The sequence below is a fragment of the Ferruginibacter sp. HRS2-29 genome (assembly GCF_024343615.1).
Classification (GTDB): Bacteria; Bacteroidota; Bacteroidia; order Chitinophagales; family Chitinophagaceae; genus Ferruginibacter.
The window spans coordinates 79,639-95,931 of the sequence record NZ_RJUB01000006.1 but is presented as its reverse complement, the minus strand read 5'-3'; the positions used below and the strand labels follow the sequence as shown (position 1 = coordinate 95,931).

The following is a 16,293-nucleotide window of genomic DNA, read 5'->3' as shown; positions in this document are numbered from 1 at the left end:
GGGCATTAATTTGTTACAGAATAGGTTAAAATCAAAGATTTTAACAAGTAAATAGAGAATAGTCAATAGTCAAATCTTTGAAGTTGATATGACCAATGAAAGGCTATAGTATCAGAACTTCTGATATATCAAACTTCAACTTGTGTAAAAAACCTCGAAGGTTTGACTATTCACTATTGACTATTCACCACGTTATACCTTCGGTATAACATAACTCTTCACATCATCCAGCGAAATTGTTTTGTCTGAAAGGATGATCAAACGTTCCACCACATTCCGTAATTCACGGATATTCCCCGTCCAGTCGTAATTTTTGAGGGCTTCCATGGCATCCGCCTCGATCACTTTCTTGGTCTGGCCATATTCTCCGGCAATGAGTTCGAGGAAATAATCTACCAGTAATGGAATATCATCTCTTCTTTCGTTCAGCGAAGGCACATGGATGATGATCACTCCAAGGCGGTGATACAGATCGAGCCGGAAATTCTTATCGTCTACTTCTTTCAGCAGATCCTTATTGGTAGCGGCTACCACCCTTACATCCACGTTGATATCCTTATCTGCCCCCACGCGGGTGATCTTTCCTTCCTGCAGGGCCCGCAGCACTTTCGCCTGGGCATTTAAGCTCATGTCGCCGATCTCATCCAGGAAAAGCGTTCCGCCGTTGGCCTGCTCGAATTTCCCGATGCGCTGTTTGATAGCGGAGGTAAACGAACCTTTTTCATGCCCGAACAATTCGCTTTCAATCAGTTCGCCGGGAATGGCAGCGCAATTGACTTCCACCATCGGCCCCGAATTACGGTTGCTTTTTTCATGTATCCAGCGGGCCACCAGTTCTTTACCGGCGCCATTTTCACCTGTAATGAGTACACGGGCATCGGTAGGCGCCACTTTTTCAATCGTATCTTTTATTTTGGAAATAGGCTTGCTCTCCCCCACCATTTCGGCCACTTTGCTTACTTTACGCTTCAGCACTTTTGTCTGGGCAACGAGTTCCTGCTTTTCCGTAGCATTGCGCAGCGTTATCAGGAGGCGGTTAAGATCCGGCGGTTTGCTGATGTAGTCGAAAGCGCCTTTTTTCACCGCTTCCACAGCCGTATCAATGTTTCCATGTCCGCTGATCATGATGATCGGAACATCCCCGTTGACTTGTTTCGCTTTTTCCAAAAACTCGATCCCGTCCAGTTTCGGCATTTTGATATCACACAATACCAGGTCGTAATTTTTTTCGCTGAACCTTTTCAGCCCTTCTTCGCCATCGCTGGCCTCATCTATCTTGTATCCTTCAAAACTAAGTATCTCTACCAGTGTCTTACGGATCGCTTTTTCATCATCAATGATCAGGATATTCGTCATTCGTTAATATTTAGTATGGAATCGATGCGCTTTTGCATCCTGTTTCTTATTCAGGTCAAAAATAATGATTTATGCCCGTTAAACCGTTCAAAGCTGTTTTATTGCTCGTTTTAATTTCCTGTAATAATCCGCCTTCCGGAAAAGCATCTGAAACAGGGCCGGCCCACCCCAAAGATACCGTCGCCACTTATTTTTCAACTATCTCAGCCATCCCGCTGCCCGATGGATATGCCCGCATAAACGCCACACAGGATTCTTTTACTGAATGGCTGCGGAGCCTGCGGCTGAAAAACTCCACTACAGTTTACCTTTTCAACGGCCAGGAAAAAAAGAACCAATCGGCACAGTTTGCCGTACTGGATATTTCTGTCGGCACTAAAGACCTGCAGCAGTGTGCCGATGCAGTGATGCGGCTGCGGGCCGAATATTTGTGTGAACAAAAAAAATACGACGCTATCCTTTTCACGGATAATGAAGGCACTGATTACCGCTTTAAGCCTCCGTATTCAAGGCCGGCATTTGACAATTACCTGCAGCGGGTTTTTGGAATGTGTGGCAGTGCTTCACTGGCCAAACAGCTAAAGCCGTCCTCCCTGTCTGCGATCAAACCGGGTGATGTGATCATCCGCGGCGGTTTTCCCGGCCATGCCGTAATGGTAATGGATGTGGCGCGGGACGATGAGGGTAAAAAGATATTTTTGCTGGCGCAAAGTTATATGCCCGCACAGGATATCCATGTGTTGAAAAACCCAATGAATGAAGGGCTTTCTCCGTGGTATGCGGCAGATGAAATGACGGAGATCATCACGCCGGAATATGCTTTTACATTAGATGAAGTGAGGCAATGGTGAGTGGCGATGGGATAAAACATCTTTTATTTGTTGACCTACATCAACATTTTAAATTTAAACAGGCTGTAGTTTAGCAGGGTAATTATTTTATGCCCCTTCAAAAAAAAATCGGATGAACACTGCTCAAATTAATGAACTGCAAAAAATACACGTTGCTGCCTGGAATGAAAAAGATCGGACAAAACGCTATGAGTTGTTGCAACAGATATATGCTGAGGATATTAAAATGTATGACAGGGATTTTATCCTCAACGGCCTTAAAGAAGTATCTGATTTCATAGGAAAATTACTGGCTGAAGATGAGGCATTTAATTTTGCGGCAGCAAAACCGATCGAGCCGCTGCAAAATAGCGCCAGATTTTTCGGACATATCAATACAAGTAAGGGCCTATTGAACAGTATGGACTTTTTTATTCTTGAAAATGGAAAAGCGAAGCACTTATATGCTTTCATGGAACCGGCTGGCTGATGGGGATGGCCGGGAAGACGGGAAGAAACAAAAAATCAAATAATTTTCTTCCCATCTTCCCGGCTAAAATATAATTACTTTATATTTATCTGCATGCTCACTCCATTGATACAATATATTACCCGTCAATCGCAAACCCCGCTTTCAGAAGAGGATATTCAACTGATTGAAAAGGCGTTTATACCAAAAAAATTAAAAAAGCGGGAATTTCTGCTTCAGGAAGGAGAAATATGCCGTTACATTACTTTCATTGCCAAAGGCGCCACTCGCCAATACGTGGTGGATGATAAAGGAAAGGAACATATCACCAACCTTTCGATCACCAACTGGTGGGTGTCCGACAGGGAAAGTTTTCACGAAGAAACCCCGTCGATCTACAACATAGATGCGTGGCAGGACTGTGAAGTATTATTGCTGCCGAAAGCGAATGGATGGTATGATAAAGTAAATACTATTCCTACCTTCTGCGAAATGAGAAAACGACTGGATGATACACATCATATTGCTACGCAAAAACGGTTACATTCCTCCATTGTAGAAACAGCGGAACACCGCTATCGCGAACTCGAAGAAAAATACCCGGAATTCTTTCTTCATTTTCCCTTACACATCATTGCATCTTACCTTGGCATTACTAAAGAAACACTCAGCCGGATCAGGAAACACGGGATGAAAAAAGTTTGATATTCAGATTAAATCTTCCCGTTTAAATCATGGCACTGCATTTCCATTAAGCTCTTTTGATCTCGCTAAAAGTTCTTTCGAATCAGCCAGGGAAGCTTCATAGTCATTTACATCCCAATCTTTTTTATATTCTTTCATAGGCGGGAGCCCCCTTGATCTTCGCAGTGTGTCCAGGTTTTTAAGATCGGCTAATGGATAAATATATTCTTTTTTTTGTTCCGCATTATAATAGATCTGGCTGCCATACTTCTGCTCCCTTCCTTCACGCACAGCGATCCTGTCTTCCAATATCGCCACATTGCTGGATAACATTTTACCGTCCTTTTCAGCCTGCAGAATTATGGGATAATATTTTTTTTGTGTCTGAAGATCGGCATGTTGTATGATCAAAAAAAGCGCCTGAACGCCCTGGAAGCCTACCTCCTGCGGGCCGGGCCAACCGTTTTTATCAATCCATTGTATCGCAAAAACAAGATTAGCATGATCTTTCTTTTTGATAATGCTCCGGATACTATCCAGTTGCTCCCTGGTTCTGCCTTCCTTTTCAAACTTTGTCAGTTCCAGCCTGTATCGCTGGTCTTCCCTGTATAATGAATCCATGGTTTGGCTCAATTGCTTGTCAATTTTATTGGGATCAAACTGGTAGGATGTAACCTGGCAAAATGCGGCATTAATCACTAATGTAAAAAAAATCAAAAAAATGGATTTCCGGTTCATAGTATCAATTATTCAGTTAACGTTTGCATACAAATGTACGAAACATTTCGCACATAGATCATTGCTTCATTTTACAAAAAATAAAAAACTTGAATTATTGACATTTGATGCCGTTGGCAAATCCATAACAGCCATGTATCTGCCACATGAAAGAGGTGATAGAAGTTGCGCTTAGCTGGTTGGATCAAACTTCGCGGTAACGGTACCTGATTCGATTCCTGAGCCACCGATGTTTTATTTTTGATTTTTTCTTAAATGCCGTTATTTTTGCCATCCGAAAATGTTTCGGGCGGTAGCGCAGCCCGGTAGCGCACACGTCTGGGGGGCGTGGGGTCGCAAGTTCGAATCTTGTTCGCCCGACTAAACTATCAAGGTTGCATTAAGCAGCCTTGATAATTTTTTTCAAAGATTGATCTTTATTTCAGGGTTTTAAAATTTTATCAGCCACTGCGATCAATTCGTTCTGTGTTCCCTGATCCGCTTCGTTTGCCAGCAAAACAATGCCTGAATTCGAATCAGGATATAATAACAGGTAACTGCTGAATCCAAGACTACCACCCGTATGTGAAATACTACGCCTGCCATCAGTTGTTTTTTTCACCTTCCAGTTAAGTGCTATTGCTCCCTCTTCCAGCTTTCCAAAAGTTGGCTGATGGCTTAATTTTACTACCGGGTTAGTTTCATCCAACTGAAATGCAATATATTTCAACATGTCTGAAGCAGACGAAGCTACACTCGCGGCCACCCGCAGATCTTCCCAATCGATAACAGGCATAATACGCCCTTTACCATCATACCCTTTTGCCATTTTTTTCGGTAAATTCCCGGGTTTTAAGAGAATGGTATTGTTCATTTTGAGTGGGCTGGAAAAATGTATTTTCAAAAGATTTTCATAAGAGTCGTTATAAACACCTTCCATAATGTACCCAAGTAATTGGGCGGCTGTATTGCAATGGCGGGCGACCGTTCCGGGTAAGACTTTTAATTTTACCTGATGAAGGTCCCTGTAAAGGTCTGCCCTGCTATAGCGCTTGTGAACCGAATCTAAAATAAAAGGTATGGAGTCCGGATCAGCCTTTCCAAATATATCTTTATCTGGCATCCAGTTTGGCAGCCCGGAAGTAAGGTTAGCAAGGTTGAGCAACGTAACCGGCGTTCCATTGTAATTCAAATCAGGATAGTCGCCCTTTAGATATTTCCGGATGTCATCATTCAGATCTACCTTTTTATCCATAACTGCTTTTGCCAGTAAAGTTGCCCCAAACGTTTTTGTAATGGATGCAAGTTCATAAACAGTATTTCCGGTCGGGAGTTCCGTTTTCCCTTTTTCGGCAGAACCGTAATTATAGAGATATGATTTTCCTTTTATGATGATCCCTATGGAAATGCCTACCCTGGAAGGGTTTTTCATAAAGGTTGAAATTGACCGATCTACTAAAGAATCCAATTCGGTGGTTAAGTTGTTATCGCTAGGTATTTGAGCGTTATTTATCTGGGCAGAGCAGATCAGCGTGTAAATGTGAAATAATAAAATTAGAGCGCTTTTTTTCATTTGTTTTATTTCTACCAATACGTTGCAACTGTAAAAATGTTACACCAATTTAAATGTGGAAACAATATGTAGTTTCCTGTTTCTCTTTTTAAACGCCCTTATCTTTCCCCGAACCATTTGGTATGTGCTTTGTATTATTTGTATAAACGAAGTATATGCAACCCTCACAGAACGATCAACTGGAAAAAATAAAAGATCTTATCAATGATGTCCGTATCAACATGTTCATCACCAAAGATGAAAACGGCAGGCTGACAGGCCGCCCGATGGGCACCATAAAAGTGGAAGAAGATGGTACATTGTGGTTTTTCACCAATGAATTTTCCTCCAAAACGGATGATATTTCTCACAACAATGAAGTGTTTCTTTCGTACAGTTCCCCATCAAAAAATTCTTATGTCTGCATAGACGGCATTGCCCGGTTAAGTGACGACAGGGAAAAAATAAAGGAATTGTGGAACCCCACCATGAAAGCCTGGTTTCCCGAAGGGCTCGATGATCCTAAGATACAGCTCATCGAAGTCACGCCCGTTTCGGGTGAATACTGGGATGGCACTTCGAGTAAAATTGTGCTCGCTTTTAATATGCTTAAAGCGGCTGTAACAGGAAAGGAATATTCCGAAGGTGAGCATGGAAAGGTTAACCTCTGATTTTTAATTATCACTTATGAGATGAGAAATTTTGCAATCCTGGCTCGCGTGATAAGTAACTCTACAAGAAATTAAAGCGGAGTTCAGCTGCTGTGGCATATTCGGCGCTACTGGAAACCTGGCGTATATAGGCCATACAAAAAGTTGCAAAACATTTTCTTCGCTTTTTGCTTTAGCGGAAATGGTATCACGTTCAGTTTAATTGCGGCAGAGATTTTGAAAGATACCATTATGGGGAAAAAACATTCCGCCGAAAAATAATTTGCATTCAGCAGATAATCATTCATAAATAAAAAAGAACCGACATGAACCGTTACCAGTTACCATTAGTTAGTTTCCTTTTGATCTTTCTCGCTACTACCATGAGCAGTTGCGAAGCAATCGCATCCATCTTTAAAGCAGGCGTCTGGTCAGGGATCATCATTGTAGTATTAGTAGTTGCGTTGATATTATACTTAGTAGGAAGAGGGAAGAAATAGTTTAGAGATTAGGGATTAGGGTTTCGGATCCTCTTCTACCTAAACCCTAATCTCTAAACCCTAATCTTTAATCCACGTATCTTCGCAACGTCCACGCCATTGTTTCATGCTGCCCCATCAGGTTGGTAAGAAAATCCGCCGTACCGGCATCCTTCAGCTTTTCATCACAATTCACCGATCTTTTCCCGTAGTATCTGAATCACGTATTCATCGTCCTGATAACGGAACATAAGAAAAAATACTCCCATAGTTACTTTTTTATCTAAAAGAGTTTTTACTGCCGGGTTGTGTAATATATTCTACAGTAGTCAACTCGCGTGAGTTGTCAACTCCGGGGAGTAGTCAACTAGTGAATTTCATCATTTCCTGTCAGTTTTTTAAGTAACTTCATCGGCACAAACCTTACTTTCATTCAATAACTAACCAGTCTGATGAAAAGCAAAGTGTTAATCCTGGTGTTGATTTGTGTACCATTTTTAGTTATTGCACAAAAGGATACCTCCACCAATGTAAACCGGCTGCTCAAATTATCCCTTGAGGACCTGATGAATATCCAGGTAGTGACGGCATCCGGTTATCTGCAGACCACTGACGAAGCCCCTTCTACCATTACTGTTATTTCTGCCAAACAAATTGCCAAACGGGGATACGAACAACTCGAAGACGCACTCCGCGATATTCCGGGCATCGATATGATCCATGTAAATGGTTATGCGCCTACCCTCTTTTATTTCCGTGGCATGTATGGCGCCGAAAACCTGCGTGCACTGCTCATGGTAGATGGCATCCCCGAGAATAATATCATCGGTTCCAACGATATGGCCGGGCCGGTATACAGCCTGCACAATGCCGAACGCGTAGAGATCATCTGGGGGCCGGCATCGGCGCTCTATGGCGCCAACGCTTTTGGGGGCGTGATCAATATCATCACAAAAAAAGGAGCTGATATCAACGGATTTAAATTTGAAAAAGGATTGGGCACCTTCAATACTTCCTTTCAAAAAATATCGATGGGCATTAAAAAAGGGAACTGGGATCTTTCTCTTGCCGGAACCTTATACAGTACGGATGGCCCGGTATTCAAAAACAGGGATCCCAATTATGCCGCATCTTATGTAGATAAAGCATTTTCACTCAATGCCGCCATTTCTTACCAGGCAAAAAGATCGCTTACAACACTCGGTTTCCGCAGTTATAATACCCCGATGGGCTGGGGCACTTTTTTAAACAGTCCCACCGTATTTCTGGGTTTGCCCCCACAGGGAAATATGAACCAGGGGGTGATCGGGTTGGTTACAAGAGATATCCGGGGTGAAAAATCCGGGCTGAACAATTCCTACCTGCGCACTTTTTACCTGCAGAATGAATTTAAACCGAATGATAAATTCAACCTGCTTTCCCGGGTAGTTTACCGCGAAACCGGCACTTCCGATGATTCTTATGCCTATCTGACGTTAAGCGGGAATAAACTTATCCGGGCCATCCTCGCTAATTCATCCAACCGCGTTTCCGGCGAGTTCATTGCCAACTATTCGATCAACAACAAACAGAAATTTTCCGCCGGCATACAATATTTCAGGGATGATGTGGAAAGGGGCGACCGCAAAGCCACCATCGATACCGTCAACGATATCTATCTCATCGATGGCAGGGATACGCTTACCAATCTCAATTCCACCTTCCTGCCGAGGGTAAGCGATATCCGCAATAATTTTGGCAGCTACCTGCAGTATGTGCACCAGACCAACCTGTTTAAAAGCACCAGCTTCACCATAGGGGCAAGGTATGATTACAACAGCTATTTCGGCAGCGCTATCAGTCCGAGGATCTCTGTGGTAAATAAACCTACAGACAAGCTCACGTTGAAATTTCAGTACGGGCGGGCTTTCAGGGCTCCTACCAATACCGAAATATACCAGGCCCCGCCAAATTTCACTTTGGAAACAGAAAAGATAAGAACGTACGAAGTGAACGTGATCTATGCTTTGTCCGGCAGTATGCGTATGCAACTGAATGGCTTCCGCAATTCACTCACCGATGTCATCGTGCTCGGAAATCTCTCCGGGCTGGAACCTGATAAAAACCCTGCCGAGCAAAAAACGACCGGCCTTGAAGCGGTGGTAGATTTTAGTCCTCTTGCCAATACCACTTGTTTTGTAAACCTCACTTACCAGGATGCCCGCGGCAAAAACCTGCTTACTGGCTTATCCCGGCAGAGTTCCGGCGTAGCCCGTATCAAAGGGAATGCGGGTATCACCGTTACCGTGGGGGAATTGTTTGACATCACCCTCATCGGCAACTGGATCGGCAAAAGAAATGTACCGAGAACCGATCCCTACGGCCCGGTAGATGGGTATTTCCTGGCCAACTGTGTACTGAGCACAAAAGAATTATTCAATAAAGGAATTACGGCAAGCATTAATGTCCGGAACATATTCAACAGTACATGGCACGATCCCGGTTTCCGTACTGCCGACGGTTATTTATATTCAACAGTACTTGAGCAGCCCGGTATCAACGGGATGTTTAAAATTGGCATCCGATTTTAAGAATAATTTGAGTTAGTATATGATACGCAAATGCTTTTTCCTGCTGCTTATGCTGCTGTGTTCCGGCTGGGGCGCTGCCGTTGCGCAATCCGGAGACAGGCAGGCAGATCTCAAAGCCGTATTCATATATAATTTTACCCGTTATATCGATTGGAGCATGGATGCCGAAGGTTCCGATTTTGTGATCGGCGTGATAGGTCCTTCCCCGGTATCCATAGCACTCAATGAAATTGCCCTCACAAATGCTGTAGGCAAAAGGCGGATCGTAATTCAGACGTATAATAAACCCGAAGAGATACAATATTGTAACATTCTTTTCATTCCCCGTACAACAACATTTCCGCTGCAGTCCATACTGGACAAGGCCGGACGTGGCGTGCTGACTGTAAGTGAGGAAACGGGGCTGGCAAAAAAAGGAACGGCATTTAATTTTGTGATGATCAATGACAAGATAAAATTTGAAACGAACCTGAAAGCGATCGATGCTGCGGGGCTCAAGGCGGGTTCGCAGTTGCTGAAGCTGGCGATATTGGTAGATTAACTTTAGCCGCGGAGAAAAAAATGGAACGGGTTTGGCAGATAAAAATCTCCACGGTTAAGAAAATATGGAATATTCATGTTGATAAAATTGCGAGGCATATCTATAAGGAATAAGCTGATACTGATGCAGGTGTTTACCAGTGTGCTCGTATTATTGATCGTGTTCACTGTTTTTATAATTACGGATATCAGGGGATACAAACAACGCAAGATCGACAGTATGCTGGGGCTGGCGCAGGTGTTGGCGGCCAACAACGTTTCTACTCTGCAATTCATGGATAACGAAGCGGCACATCAGATCCTCTCCGAATTGCACGATGTGGCTCCGGATATCCTTCATGCGGCCATCATCGACAGTACGGGAAGAACATTTGCGAAGTATGTAAAAGACACCGCAGTCGGGATGGCAATTCCGAAGGATCTCCCCAACAATGGTTATGTGCTGGAATATGGACGATTGTATGTGACAAGCCTCATCGTTGCCGATAAAAAGGTACTGGGCAAAGTGATGCTCGAGGTTGAATTGAGTGAACTGGAAAAAATAAAACGGGAAAAGTTCGAACTGGCTGGAATATTGCTGGTAATTGCGATCGCCTCTTCTTTCCTCATTGCATTACTCATTCAGCCGTATATCTCCAAAAGGTTGCTGATGCTGGTGAATACGATGAAAGACGCAGGCAGCACCGGTGACTACAGTAAACCGTTGGTAGACGAAGGGAAAGATGAAATCAGCACATTGGTGAGGGTGTACAATTCGTTGATGGTGCAGGTGAAGGAATCGCAGCGGCGAAAAGAAGAATTCATCGGGATTGCCAGTCATGAGTTGAAAACACCACTCACGACGATCAAAGGGTACATCGACCTGATAGATTCGATGGAAGACCAGCAGCCTAAGAAACAGTTTGTACAAAAGGCTTTGGAAAATGTACAGAAGCTGGAGCGGCTGATAAAAGACCTTCTCGACGTTTCGAAGATGCAGAGCGGGCAACTGGAATTGAATGTGCAGGAATTTGACATGGGAACATTACTGGAAGAGTCGATCGCGGGATTCAGGATGGTCTCGGGCACACATAAGATCACCTGGAACGGAGATCATTCACCTGGAATGATCCGGGCAGACAGGCAAAGGATAGAACAGGTGATGGTAAACCTGCTTTCCAACGCCATCAAATATTCTCCCGGAGAAAAAGAAGTGTTGGTAAACAGCAGCAGCGATGGAGAAGAGATGTTGATCATGGTACAGGATCATGGCCCGGGTATTCCGGCGGAAGAACTACCGAATATATTCGACCGGTTTTATCGTACAAAAGATACTTCGATCCATATTTCAGGGTTCGGGCTGGGGCTTTACATCTGCAAGGATATCATCGACCGTCATCATGGAAAGATCTGGGTGGAATCCACGAAGGAAGGCTCGGCATTTTATTTTTCATTGCCGATGAAATATGACAAAAGCAGTTTGACGAATGTCAAACCCGTTTAATTTCTTTTTGATTTAAATTAGCAAAGGTTTTAATTCAAGCATATGAACAAGATTCTTGTCGTAGACGACGACCTTGATATATTGACGCTGGTAAAAATAGCCCTCTCCATCAACAATTTTTCAGTAGAAGCGATCTCCAGGTGGGAAGACATACCGGATAAGATCCGCAGTTTCAAGCCTGATCTTGTACTCCTGGATGTATCGCTGGGCGGCGCCGATGGGCGTAATATCTGCAAAGACCTCAAGCATACCGATGATACCAGGCACCTGCCTGTAGTACTTTTCTCCGCCAACGCCGAAATGGGAAATTATCTGGAAGACTGTAAAGCGAATGATTTTATCGCGAAACCGTTTGAATTATCGCACCTGGTGAAAACATTGCGGCAGCATTTGAACTGACGACAGACGAGAGACCACAGCGACCACAGACAACCGTACGTTCATTATAATTTCAATTTTATTAAAATATCGGGGATACTTTAACTATTTACACTTTAATGACCAGCGGTAGCGGGTATTCGGTCATCCGTTGTCTTAAAAAAAATGCATGTCTTAAAAATTGAGCGCCATACATTGGTTCAATATTTTAAGACATGCATTTTTTGCGCCAGCAAAAATCTGCGAAATCCATAAATCAATCAGAAATCTGCGTTTATTTTTCGTTGCCCCAACTTAATGAACCAGCGGTTGTCCGTCGTCTGTCGTCCGTTGTCTGTCGTCGTCTTACATATTTTCAATCACCATTGCGCTTGCTCCCCCACCGCCGTTACAGATTCCGGCAGCGCCATATTTTCCCCCGTTTTGTTTCAGCACGTTTATCAGAGTCACAATGATCCTTGCGCCACTGCATCCTAATGGGTGACCAATGGAAACCGCGCCACCATTGACGTTCACCGTTGCCGGATCGAGTTTCATGCGGCGGGTATTTTCAATGCCTACTACGCTGAACGCTTCATTGAGTTCCCAGAAGCTGATATCTTCCATTTTCAATCCGGCTTTGGCTACGGCTTTCGGAACCGCTATAGAAGGAGTGGTGGTAAATAATTCAGGTGCCTGTTCAGCATCGGCGTAAGCAACGATCTTCGCGATCGGCTTCAGTCCGAGTTCCTCCGCTTTTTCTTTGCTCATCAGTACCAGCGCAGCCGCGCCATCGTTGAGTGTGCTCGCGTTGGCGGCAGTAACGGTACCATCTTTTACGAAAGCGCCTTTGAGTTCAGGTATCTTATCAAATTTCACGTTATAAGCTTCTTCATCTTTCGCAAACACGATCGGGTCTCCTTTGCGCTGCGGAATGCTTACCGGAACAATCTCATTTTCAAATTTGCCGGCTGCAGTAGCGGCCTGGCTGCGTGTGTAACTCTCAATGGCAAAAGCATCCTGCTCTTCCCTCGTTATACCGCAGGTGGAGGCACAAAGTTCGGCCGCATTTCCCATCGCTTTTCCGTCATATACATCTGTCAGGCCGTCTTTTACCAATCCGTCTACAAGAGATACATTACCATATTTATTTCCCCAACGCAGGTTTTCCGAATAAAAAGGCACATTGCTCATGCTTTCCATCCCCCCCGCCACCACGATATCCGCGTCGCCGAGCATAATGCTTTGCGCTGCCTGCGAAATGGCTTTCATACCGCTGGCGCAAACTTTATTGACGGTGGTACAATTCACTTCATTGGGCAAACCCGCAAACTTTGCTGCCTGGCGGGCAGGCGCCTGTCCGAGATTCGCCTGTATCACGGATCCCATCAGCACATCATTCACCGCCGAAGGCTGGATGCCGGCTTTTTCAATAGCGCCTTTAATGGCCAATGCCCCCAGCTGTGTAGCAGAAAAATCTTTTAACGAACCTCCAAAGCTTCCGATTGGCGTACGGACAGCGGAAATGATATATACTTCTTTCATGGGCGCAAGTTAGTTAAAAGCGACACTTTTTGCCGCCCAATTAAAAATTAAGAATTAAAAATTAAGAATTCTTTTATGGCAGGTCTGAAATATAAAATGCCCTCTAATAAAGAGGGCATTTTATTGATTATTTTTAAGAGATTGCTTGCTTCCGCAATAACCGGATAAACCTGTCAGTAAAAATAAATTGCCAATCAGTACAACCTTCGAAGGTTTCACCATTGACTATTCACTATTGACTTATACGCGCCACAGGCACGTACCTACTAAAATTGTTCCAGTTTGCTGAAGAAGAAATCACCTTCGATCTGCGCATTTTCGTCGCTATCGCTTCCATGAACAGCGTTTTCGCCGATAGAAGTAGCATATTTCTTACGGATGGTACCTTCTTCTGCCTGTGCAGGGTTGGTAGCGCCGATCAGTTTACGGAAATCTTCCACTGCATTGTCCTTTTCAAGAATAGCGGCAGTGATAGGGCCACGGCTCATAAATTCTACCAGTTCGCCGTAAAAAGGGCGTTCTTTATGCACAGCATAAAATTCACCAGCTTTTTCTGAACTTAAATGGGTCATTTTCATCGCTACAATCCTGAAGCCTGCAGCATTGATCATTTGTAGGATACCGCCGGTGCTCCCTTTTTCTGTAGCATCAGGCTTTATCATCGTAAATGTTCTGTTAGTCATTATATATCAATTTTGGGCGCAAAGATAAGAACCAATTGCCAATTACAAATTACGAATTACGAATGGTTCCATAAAATCGTCGCCGGTAACAGATCAGGAACACTGAAATGTGGGTGGATTCTTAATATTTGTAAACAATTCGTAATTCGTAACTCGTAATTCGTAATTCCCCCCCTTTTCCCTACTTTTGCGCTCTTTATGCAGCAGATCGCCAATTTATACCCCCAGTTTACCGGTCCTAAAAAACAGGTGGTCATCACCATGCATCAGAAACCGGATGGTGATGCAATGGGCTCTACCCTGGGATTATATCATTTCCTGAAACAATTCGGGCACGACGCCACCGTGATCTCCCCTACCAACTGGGCATCTTTTCTCAATTGGATGCCGGGCTGCAAGCAGGTACTGGATTACGAAAGGCAAACGGAACAATCCAACCAGCTCATTGAGGCGGCAGACTGGATATTTTGCCTCGATTTCAATACGCTCGGCCGTACCAAAAATATGGAGCCCGCATTATTGGCTACCAATGCACAACGCATCCTGATCGATCATCACCAGCAGCCGCAGACGGAAGTTTTCGCCTATGGCGTAAGCGATACCGACAAAAGCTCTACCGCCGAAATGGTGTTTGATGTGATCATTGGTTCGGGACATGCTGACAAGATCAACAAAGACATCGCAGAATGTATCTATACCGGAGTGATGACAGATACCGGATCTTTCCGTTTCCCCTCCACCTCGGCCAATGTACACCGGCTGGTGGCTACTTTGAAGGAACATGGATTGGAACACGGCATTGTTCATGAAGCCATCTATGATAATTTTTCCGAAAGCCGCCTGCGCTTCATCGGCAATGTGCTGCTGAACAGGATGGAAGTTTTTTATGAATACAATACGGCGCTGATAGCGATACCGGCTGCCGACCTGGTGAAATATGACATCAAGACCGGCGATACCGAAGGGCTGGTAAACTATCCTTTGAGCATCGAAGGCATCAAGCTGGCTGCCATCGTGATCGACCGGGGCGAAGAAAGGAAATGCTCTTTCAGGAGTAAAGGGGATTTTGATGTAAATACCTTTGCACGTAAATATTTCAATGGTGGCGGGCATTTTAACGCGGCCGGCGGACAAAGTAAAGAAACACTCGAAAACGTTGTGGTAGCATTCAAAAAGGCCATGATGGAAAACAGGGACCAATTAAGCACTTATAAATTTTAAAATAAACAAATCACCACACAATGAGAAAGATCTCTTATTTATTGATACTTGCAGTTGTAGCTTTTTCTGCATGTACCGAACCTTTCAAAAAAGCCAAAGATGGTACTGAATACAAGATCATTTCTGGCAAAGGCGGAAAACTGGTTATGCCGGGCAACACCATGGAAATGAATGCCGTTGTAAAATACAACGACAGCCTGCTGTACAGCAGCGTTGAACAAGGTATGCCACAGTTTGCGCCATACGATACTGCCAATTTCCCTCCGTTGTACAAAGAAATATTCAAGACAATACATGTAGGCGATAGCATCATCATCAAGTTGTCTACCGACAGCCTCATGAAGAGCGGCCCTGCTGCTCCATGGATGCAGAAAGGAAAATTCATCGTTCAGACCTACAAGATCACCAACACTTATGCAACCCAGGCTGAAGCTGATAAAGCAAGGCAGGCAGCGATCCCTGTTGCTGAAGCAATTGCAAAAAAGAAAACGGAAGAACTGGTAAAGAAAGATGATAAGACGCTGACTGATTACTTCGCAAAAAACAACATCAAAGCAACCAAAGCTCCTTTGGGAACTTACTACGAAGTGATCCAGGCTGGTGCTGGTCCGTTGGTAGATACTTCTAATGTTGTAAAAGTGAACTACACCGGTAAAACAATGGCAGGTGTTATGTTTGACAGCAATACCGATCCGTCAAAAGGCCCAAGCGAACCACTTACGGTAAACTTCACCAATGACCCATCTTTAGGTATGACAGTTATCGCCGGCTGGAAAGATGCGATCACTCAAATGAACAAAGGCACAAAAGCTAAATTGTACATTCCTTCAGCATTGGCATATGGCGCCCAAAGCCCGTCGGAACTTGTTCCGGCAAACTCGATCCTCGTTTTCGATATCGAAATATTAGATGTGTTGAACAAAGCAGAGGCTAAAGCAGACGTGGAGATCAGAACCAAAAAAATGCAGGAAATGCAGCAGAAATACATGGATAGCATCAAAAAAGCTAACCCGGTACCCGCTACAAAATAAGCAGAACTTTTTAAGACAGGAAGGCCGTACGAAAGTGCGGCTTTTTTTTTAATCTATGATCTATGATGTGTGATCTATGATCTTTAAACTGAATATCGTTAGTTGAATTGAATGAAATCTGGTTCA

16 protein-coding genes and 1 tRNA gene are annotated in these 16,293 nt (G+C 44.0%); 12 read left to right on the top strand and 5 right to left on the bottom strand.

Going from position 1 to position 16,293, the window contains the following annotated elements; genetic code table 11:
* Nucleotides 1-192: 192 nt before the first annotated feature.
* Entirely contained in the window at nucleotides 193-1,356 is a 1,164-nt protein-coding gene (locus tag EGI32_RS03740; protein WP_255154029.1) for a sigma-54 dependent transcriptional regulator, read from the bottom strand.
* A gap of 71 nt (nucleotides 1,357-1,427) precedes the next feature.
* Here EGI32_RS03740 and EGI32_RS03735 point away from each other — a divergent pair, with 71 nt between their 5' ends.
* The 3 genes from EGI32_RS03735 (at nucleotide 1,428) to EGI32_RS03725 (ending at nucleotide 3,360) form a co-directional block, all read left to right on the top strand.
* Nucleotides 1,428-2,207 (top strand): DUF4846 domain-containing protein, encoded by a 780-nt coding sequence (locus tag EGI32_RS03735; protein ID WP_255154028.1) that lies wholly within the window; start codon nucleotides 1,428-1,430, stop codon nucleotides 2,205-2,207.
* A gap of 112 nt (nucleotides 2,208-2,319) precedes the next feature.
* A complete protein-coding gene (locus tag EGI32_RS03730; RefSeq protein ID WP_255154027.1) occupies nucleotides 2,320-2,676 on the top strand; it encodes a hypothetical protein in 357 nt (118 codons plus the stop codon).
* A gap of 93 nt (nucleotides 2,677-2,769) precedes the next feature.
* Nucleotides 2,770-3,360: a Crp/Fnr family transcriptional regulator gene (locus EGI32_RS03725; protein ID WP_255154026.1), complete on the top strand. Its 591-nt coding sequence runs from the start codon at nucleotides 2,770-2,772 to the stop codon at nucleotides 3,358-3,360.
* Between the two features lie 27 nt (nucleotides 3,361-3,387).
* Here the strand turns inward: EGI32_RS03725 and EGI32_RS03720 are convergent, their stop codons facing one another.
* Complete coding sequence (locus EGI32_RS03720) at nucleotides 3,388-4,056, bottom strand: DUF6624 domain-containing protein (RefSeq protein ID WP_255154025.1); 669 nt, start codon at nucleotides 4,054-4,056, stop codon at nucleotides 3,388-3,390.
* 307 nt (nucleotides 4,057-4,363) lie between these two features.
* Here EGI32_RS03720 and EGI32_RS03715 point away from each other — a divergent pair.
* Nucleotides 4,364-4,437, top strand: a tRNA-Pro gene (locus EGI32_RS03715).
* Between the two features lie 61 nt (nucleotides 4,438-4,498).
* Here EGI32_RS03715 and EGI32_RS03710 read toward each other — a convergent pair.
* Nucleotides 4,499-5,629, bottom strand: a complete 1,131-nt coding sequence (locus EGI32_RS03710) for a serine hydrolase (RefSeq protein WP_255154024.1) — start codon at nucleotides 5,627-5,629, stop codon at nucleotides 4,499-4,501.
* Between the two features lie 155 nt (nucleotides 5,630-5,784).
* Between EGI32_RS03710 and EGI32_RS03705 the strand changes: the two genes are divergently transcribed.
* The 6 genes from EGI32_RS03705 (at nucleotide 5,785) to EGI32_RS03680 (ending at nucleotide 11,729) form a co-directional block, all read left to right on the top strand.
* Nucleotides 5,785-6,279 (top strand): pyridoxamine 5'-phosphate oxidase family protein, encoded by a 495-nt coding sequence (locus EGI32_RS03705; protein ID WP_255154023.1) that lies wholly within the window; start codon nucleotides 5,785-5,787, stop codon nucleotides 6,277-6,279.
* Nucleotides 6,280-6,584: 305 nt separating this feature from the next.
* A complete protein-coding gene (locus EGI32_RS03700; RefSeq protein ID WP_255154022.1) occupies nucleotides 6,585-6,758 on the top strand; it encodes a phosphatidate cytidylyltransferase in 174 nt (57 codons plus the stop codon).
* Between the two features lie 431 nt (nucleotides 6,759-7,189).
* Nucleotides 7,190-9,307 carry a TonB-dependent siderophore receptor gene (locus EGI32_RS03695; protein ID WP_255154021.1) on the top strand — a complete coding sequence of 706 codons (2,118 nt, stop codon included), beginning with the start codon at nucleotides 7,190-7,192 and terminating at the stop codon, nucleotides 9,305-9,307.
* Between the two features lie 19 nt (nucleotides 9,308-9,326).
* Complete coding sequence (locus EGI32_RS03690; protein ID WP_255154020.1) at nucleotides 9,327-9,848, top strand: YfiR family protein; 522 nt, start codon at nucleotides 9,327-9,329, stop codon at nucleotides 9,846-9,848.
* Nucleotides 9,849-9,923: 75 nt separating this feature from the next.
* Nucleotides 9,924-11,330, top strand: coding sequence for an ATP-binding protein (locus EGI32_RS03685; RefSeq protein WP_255154019.1), 1,407 nt, complete (start codon nucleotides 9,924-9,926; stop codon nucleotides 11,328-11,330).
* Nucleotides 11,331-11,372: 42 nt separating this feature from the next.
* Nucleotides 11,373-11,729: a PleD family two-component system response regulator gene (locus tag EGI32_RS03680; RefSeq protein WP_255154018.1), complete on the top strand. Its 357-nt coding sequence runs from the start codon at nucleotides 11,373-11,375 to the stop codon at nucleotides 11,727-11,729.
* A 324-nt stretch (nucleotides 11,730-12,053) separates the two neighbouring features.
* On the opposite strand, the gene EGI32_RS03675 is transcribed toward EGI32_RS03680, so the two are convergent.
* Together EGI32_RS03675 and EGI32_RS03670 are read right to left on the bottom strand one after the other, a co-directional pair.
* Nucleotides 12,054-13,232, bottom strand: coding sequence for an acetyl-CoA C-acyltransferase (locus EGI32_RS03675; protein WP_255154017.1), 1,179 nt, complete (start codon nucleotides 13,230-13,232; stop codon nucleotides 12,054-12,056).
* A 266-nt stretch (nucleotides 13,233-13,498) separates the two neighbouring features.
* Nucleotides 13,499-13,918, bottom strand: coding sequence for a nucleoside-diphosphate kinase (locus EGI32_RS03670; RefSeq protein ID WP_369681622.1), 420 nt, complete (start codon nucleotides 13,916-13,918; stop codon nucleotides 13,499-13,501).
* Between the two features lie 195 nt (nucleotides 13,919-14,113).
* On the opposite strand from EGI32_RS03670, the gene EGI32_RS03665 reads away from it, so the two are divergent.
* Both EGI32_RS03665 and EGI32_RS03660 read left to right on the top strand, forming a co-directional pair.
* Nucleotides 14,114-15,136 (top strand): bifunctional oligoribonuclease/PAP phosphatase NrnA, encoded by a 1,023-nt coding sequence (locus EGI32_RS03665; protein ID WP_255154015.1) that lies wholly within the window; start codon nucleotides 14,114-14,116, stop codon nucleotides 15,134-15,136.
* Nucleotides 15,137-15,156: 20 nt separating this feature from the next.
* Nucleotides 15,157-16,167, top strand: a complete 1,011-nt coding sequence (locus tag EGI32_RS03660; protein ID WP_255154014.1) for an FKBP-type peptidyl-prolyl cis-trans isomerase — start codon at nucleotides 15,157-15,159, stop codon at nucleotides 16,165-16,167.
* Nucleotides 16,168-16,293 lie beyond the last annotated feature (126 nt).

What these genes read in the sequence shown, in the direction of transcription:
- EGI32_RS03740 (WP_255154029.1), bottom strand. Translation starts at nt 1,356, where the DNA reads ATGACGAATATCCTGATCATTGATGATGAAAAAGCGATCCGTAAGACA.
- EGI32_RS03705 (WP_255154023.1), top strand. Translation starts at nt 5,785, where the DNA reads ATGCAACCCTCACAGAACGATCAACTGGAAAAAATAAAAGATCTTATC.
- EGI32_RS03660 (WP_255154014.1), top strand. Translation starts at nt 15,157, where the DNA reads ATGAGAAAGATCTCTTATTTATTGATACTTGCAGTTGTAGCTTTTTCT.
- EGI32_RS03680 (WP_255154018.1), top strand. Translation starts at nt 11,373, where the DNA reads ATGAACAAGATTCTTGTCGTAGACGACGACCTTGATATATTGACGCTG.
- EGI32_RS03730 (WP_255154027.1), top strand. Translation starts at nt 2,320, where the DNA reads ATGAACACTGCTCAAATTAATGAACTGCAAAAAATACACGTTGCTGCC.
- EGI32_RS03735 (WP_255154028.1), top strand. Translation starts at nt 1,428, where the DNA reads ATGCCCGTTAAACCGTTCAAAGCTGTTTTATTGCTCGTTTTAATTTCC.
- EGI32_RS03710 (WP_255154024.1), bottom strand. Translation starts at nt 5,629, where the DNA reads ATGAAAAAAAGCGCTCTAATTTTATTATTTCACATTTACACGCTGATC.
- EGI32_RS03675 (WP_255154017.1), bottom strand. Translation starts at nt 13,232, where the DNA reads ATGAAAGAAGTATATATCATTTCCGCTGTCCGTACGCCAATCGGAAGC.
- EGI32_RS03725 (WP_255154026.1), top strand. Translation starts at nt 2,770, where the DNA reads ATGCTCACTCCATTGATACAATATATTACCCGTCAATCGCAAACCCCG.
- EGI32_RS03685 (WP_255154019.1), top strand. Translation starts at nt 9,924, where the DNA reads ATGTTGATAAAATTGCGAGGCATATCTATAAGGAATAAGCTGATACTG.
- EGI32_RS03695 (WP_255154021.1), top strand. Translation starts at nt 7,190, where the DNA reads ATGAAAAGCAAAGTGTTAATCCTGGTGTTGATTTGTGTACCATTTTTA.
- EGI32_RS03690 (WP_255154020.1), top strand. Translation starts at nt 9,327, where the DNA reads ATGATACGCAAATGCTTTTTCCTGCTGCTTATGCTGCTGTGTTCCGGC.
- EGI32_RS03700 (WP_255154022.1), top strand. Translation starts at nt 6,585, where the DNA reads ATGAACCGTTACCAGTTACCATTAGTTAGTTTCCTTTTGATCTTTCTC.
- EGI32_RS03665 (WP_255154015.1), top strand. Translation starts at nt 14,114, where the DNA reads ATGCAGCAGATCGCCAATTTATACCCCCAGTTTACCGGTCCTAAAAAA.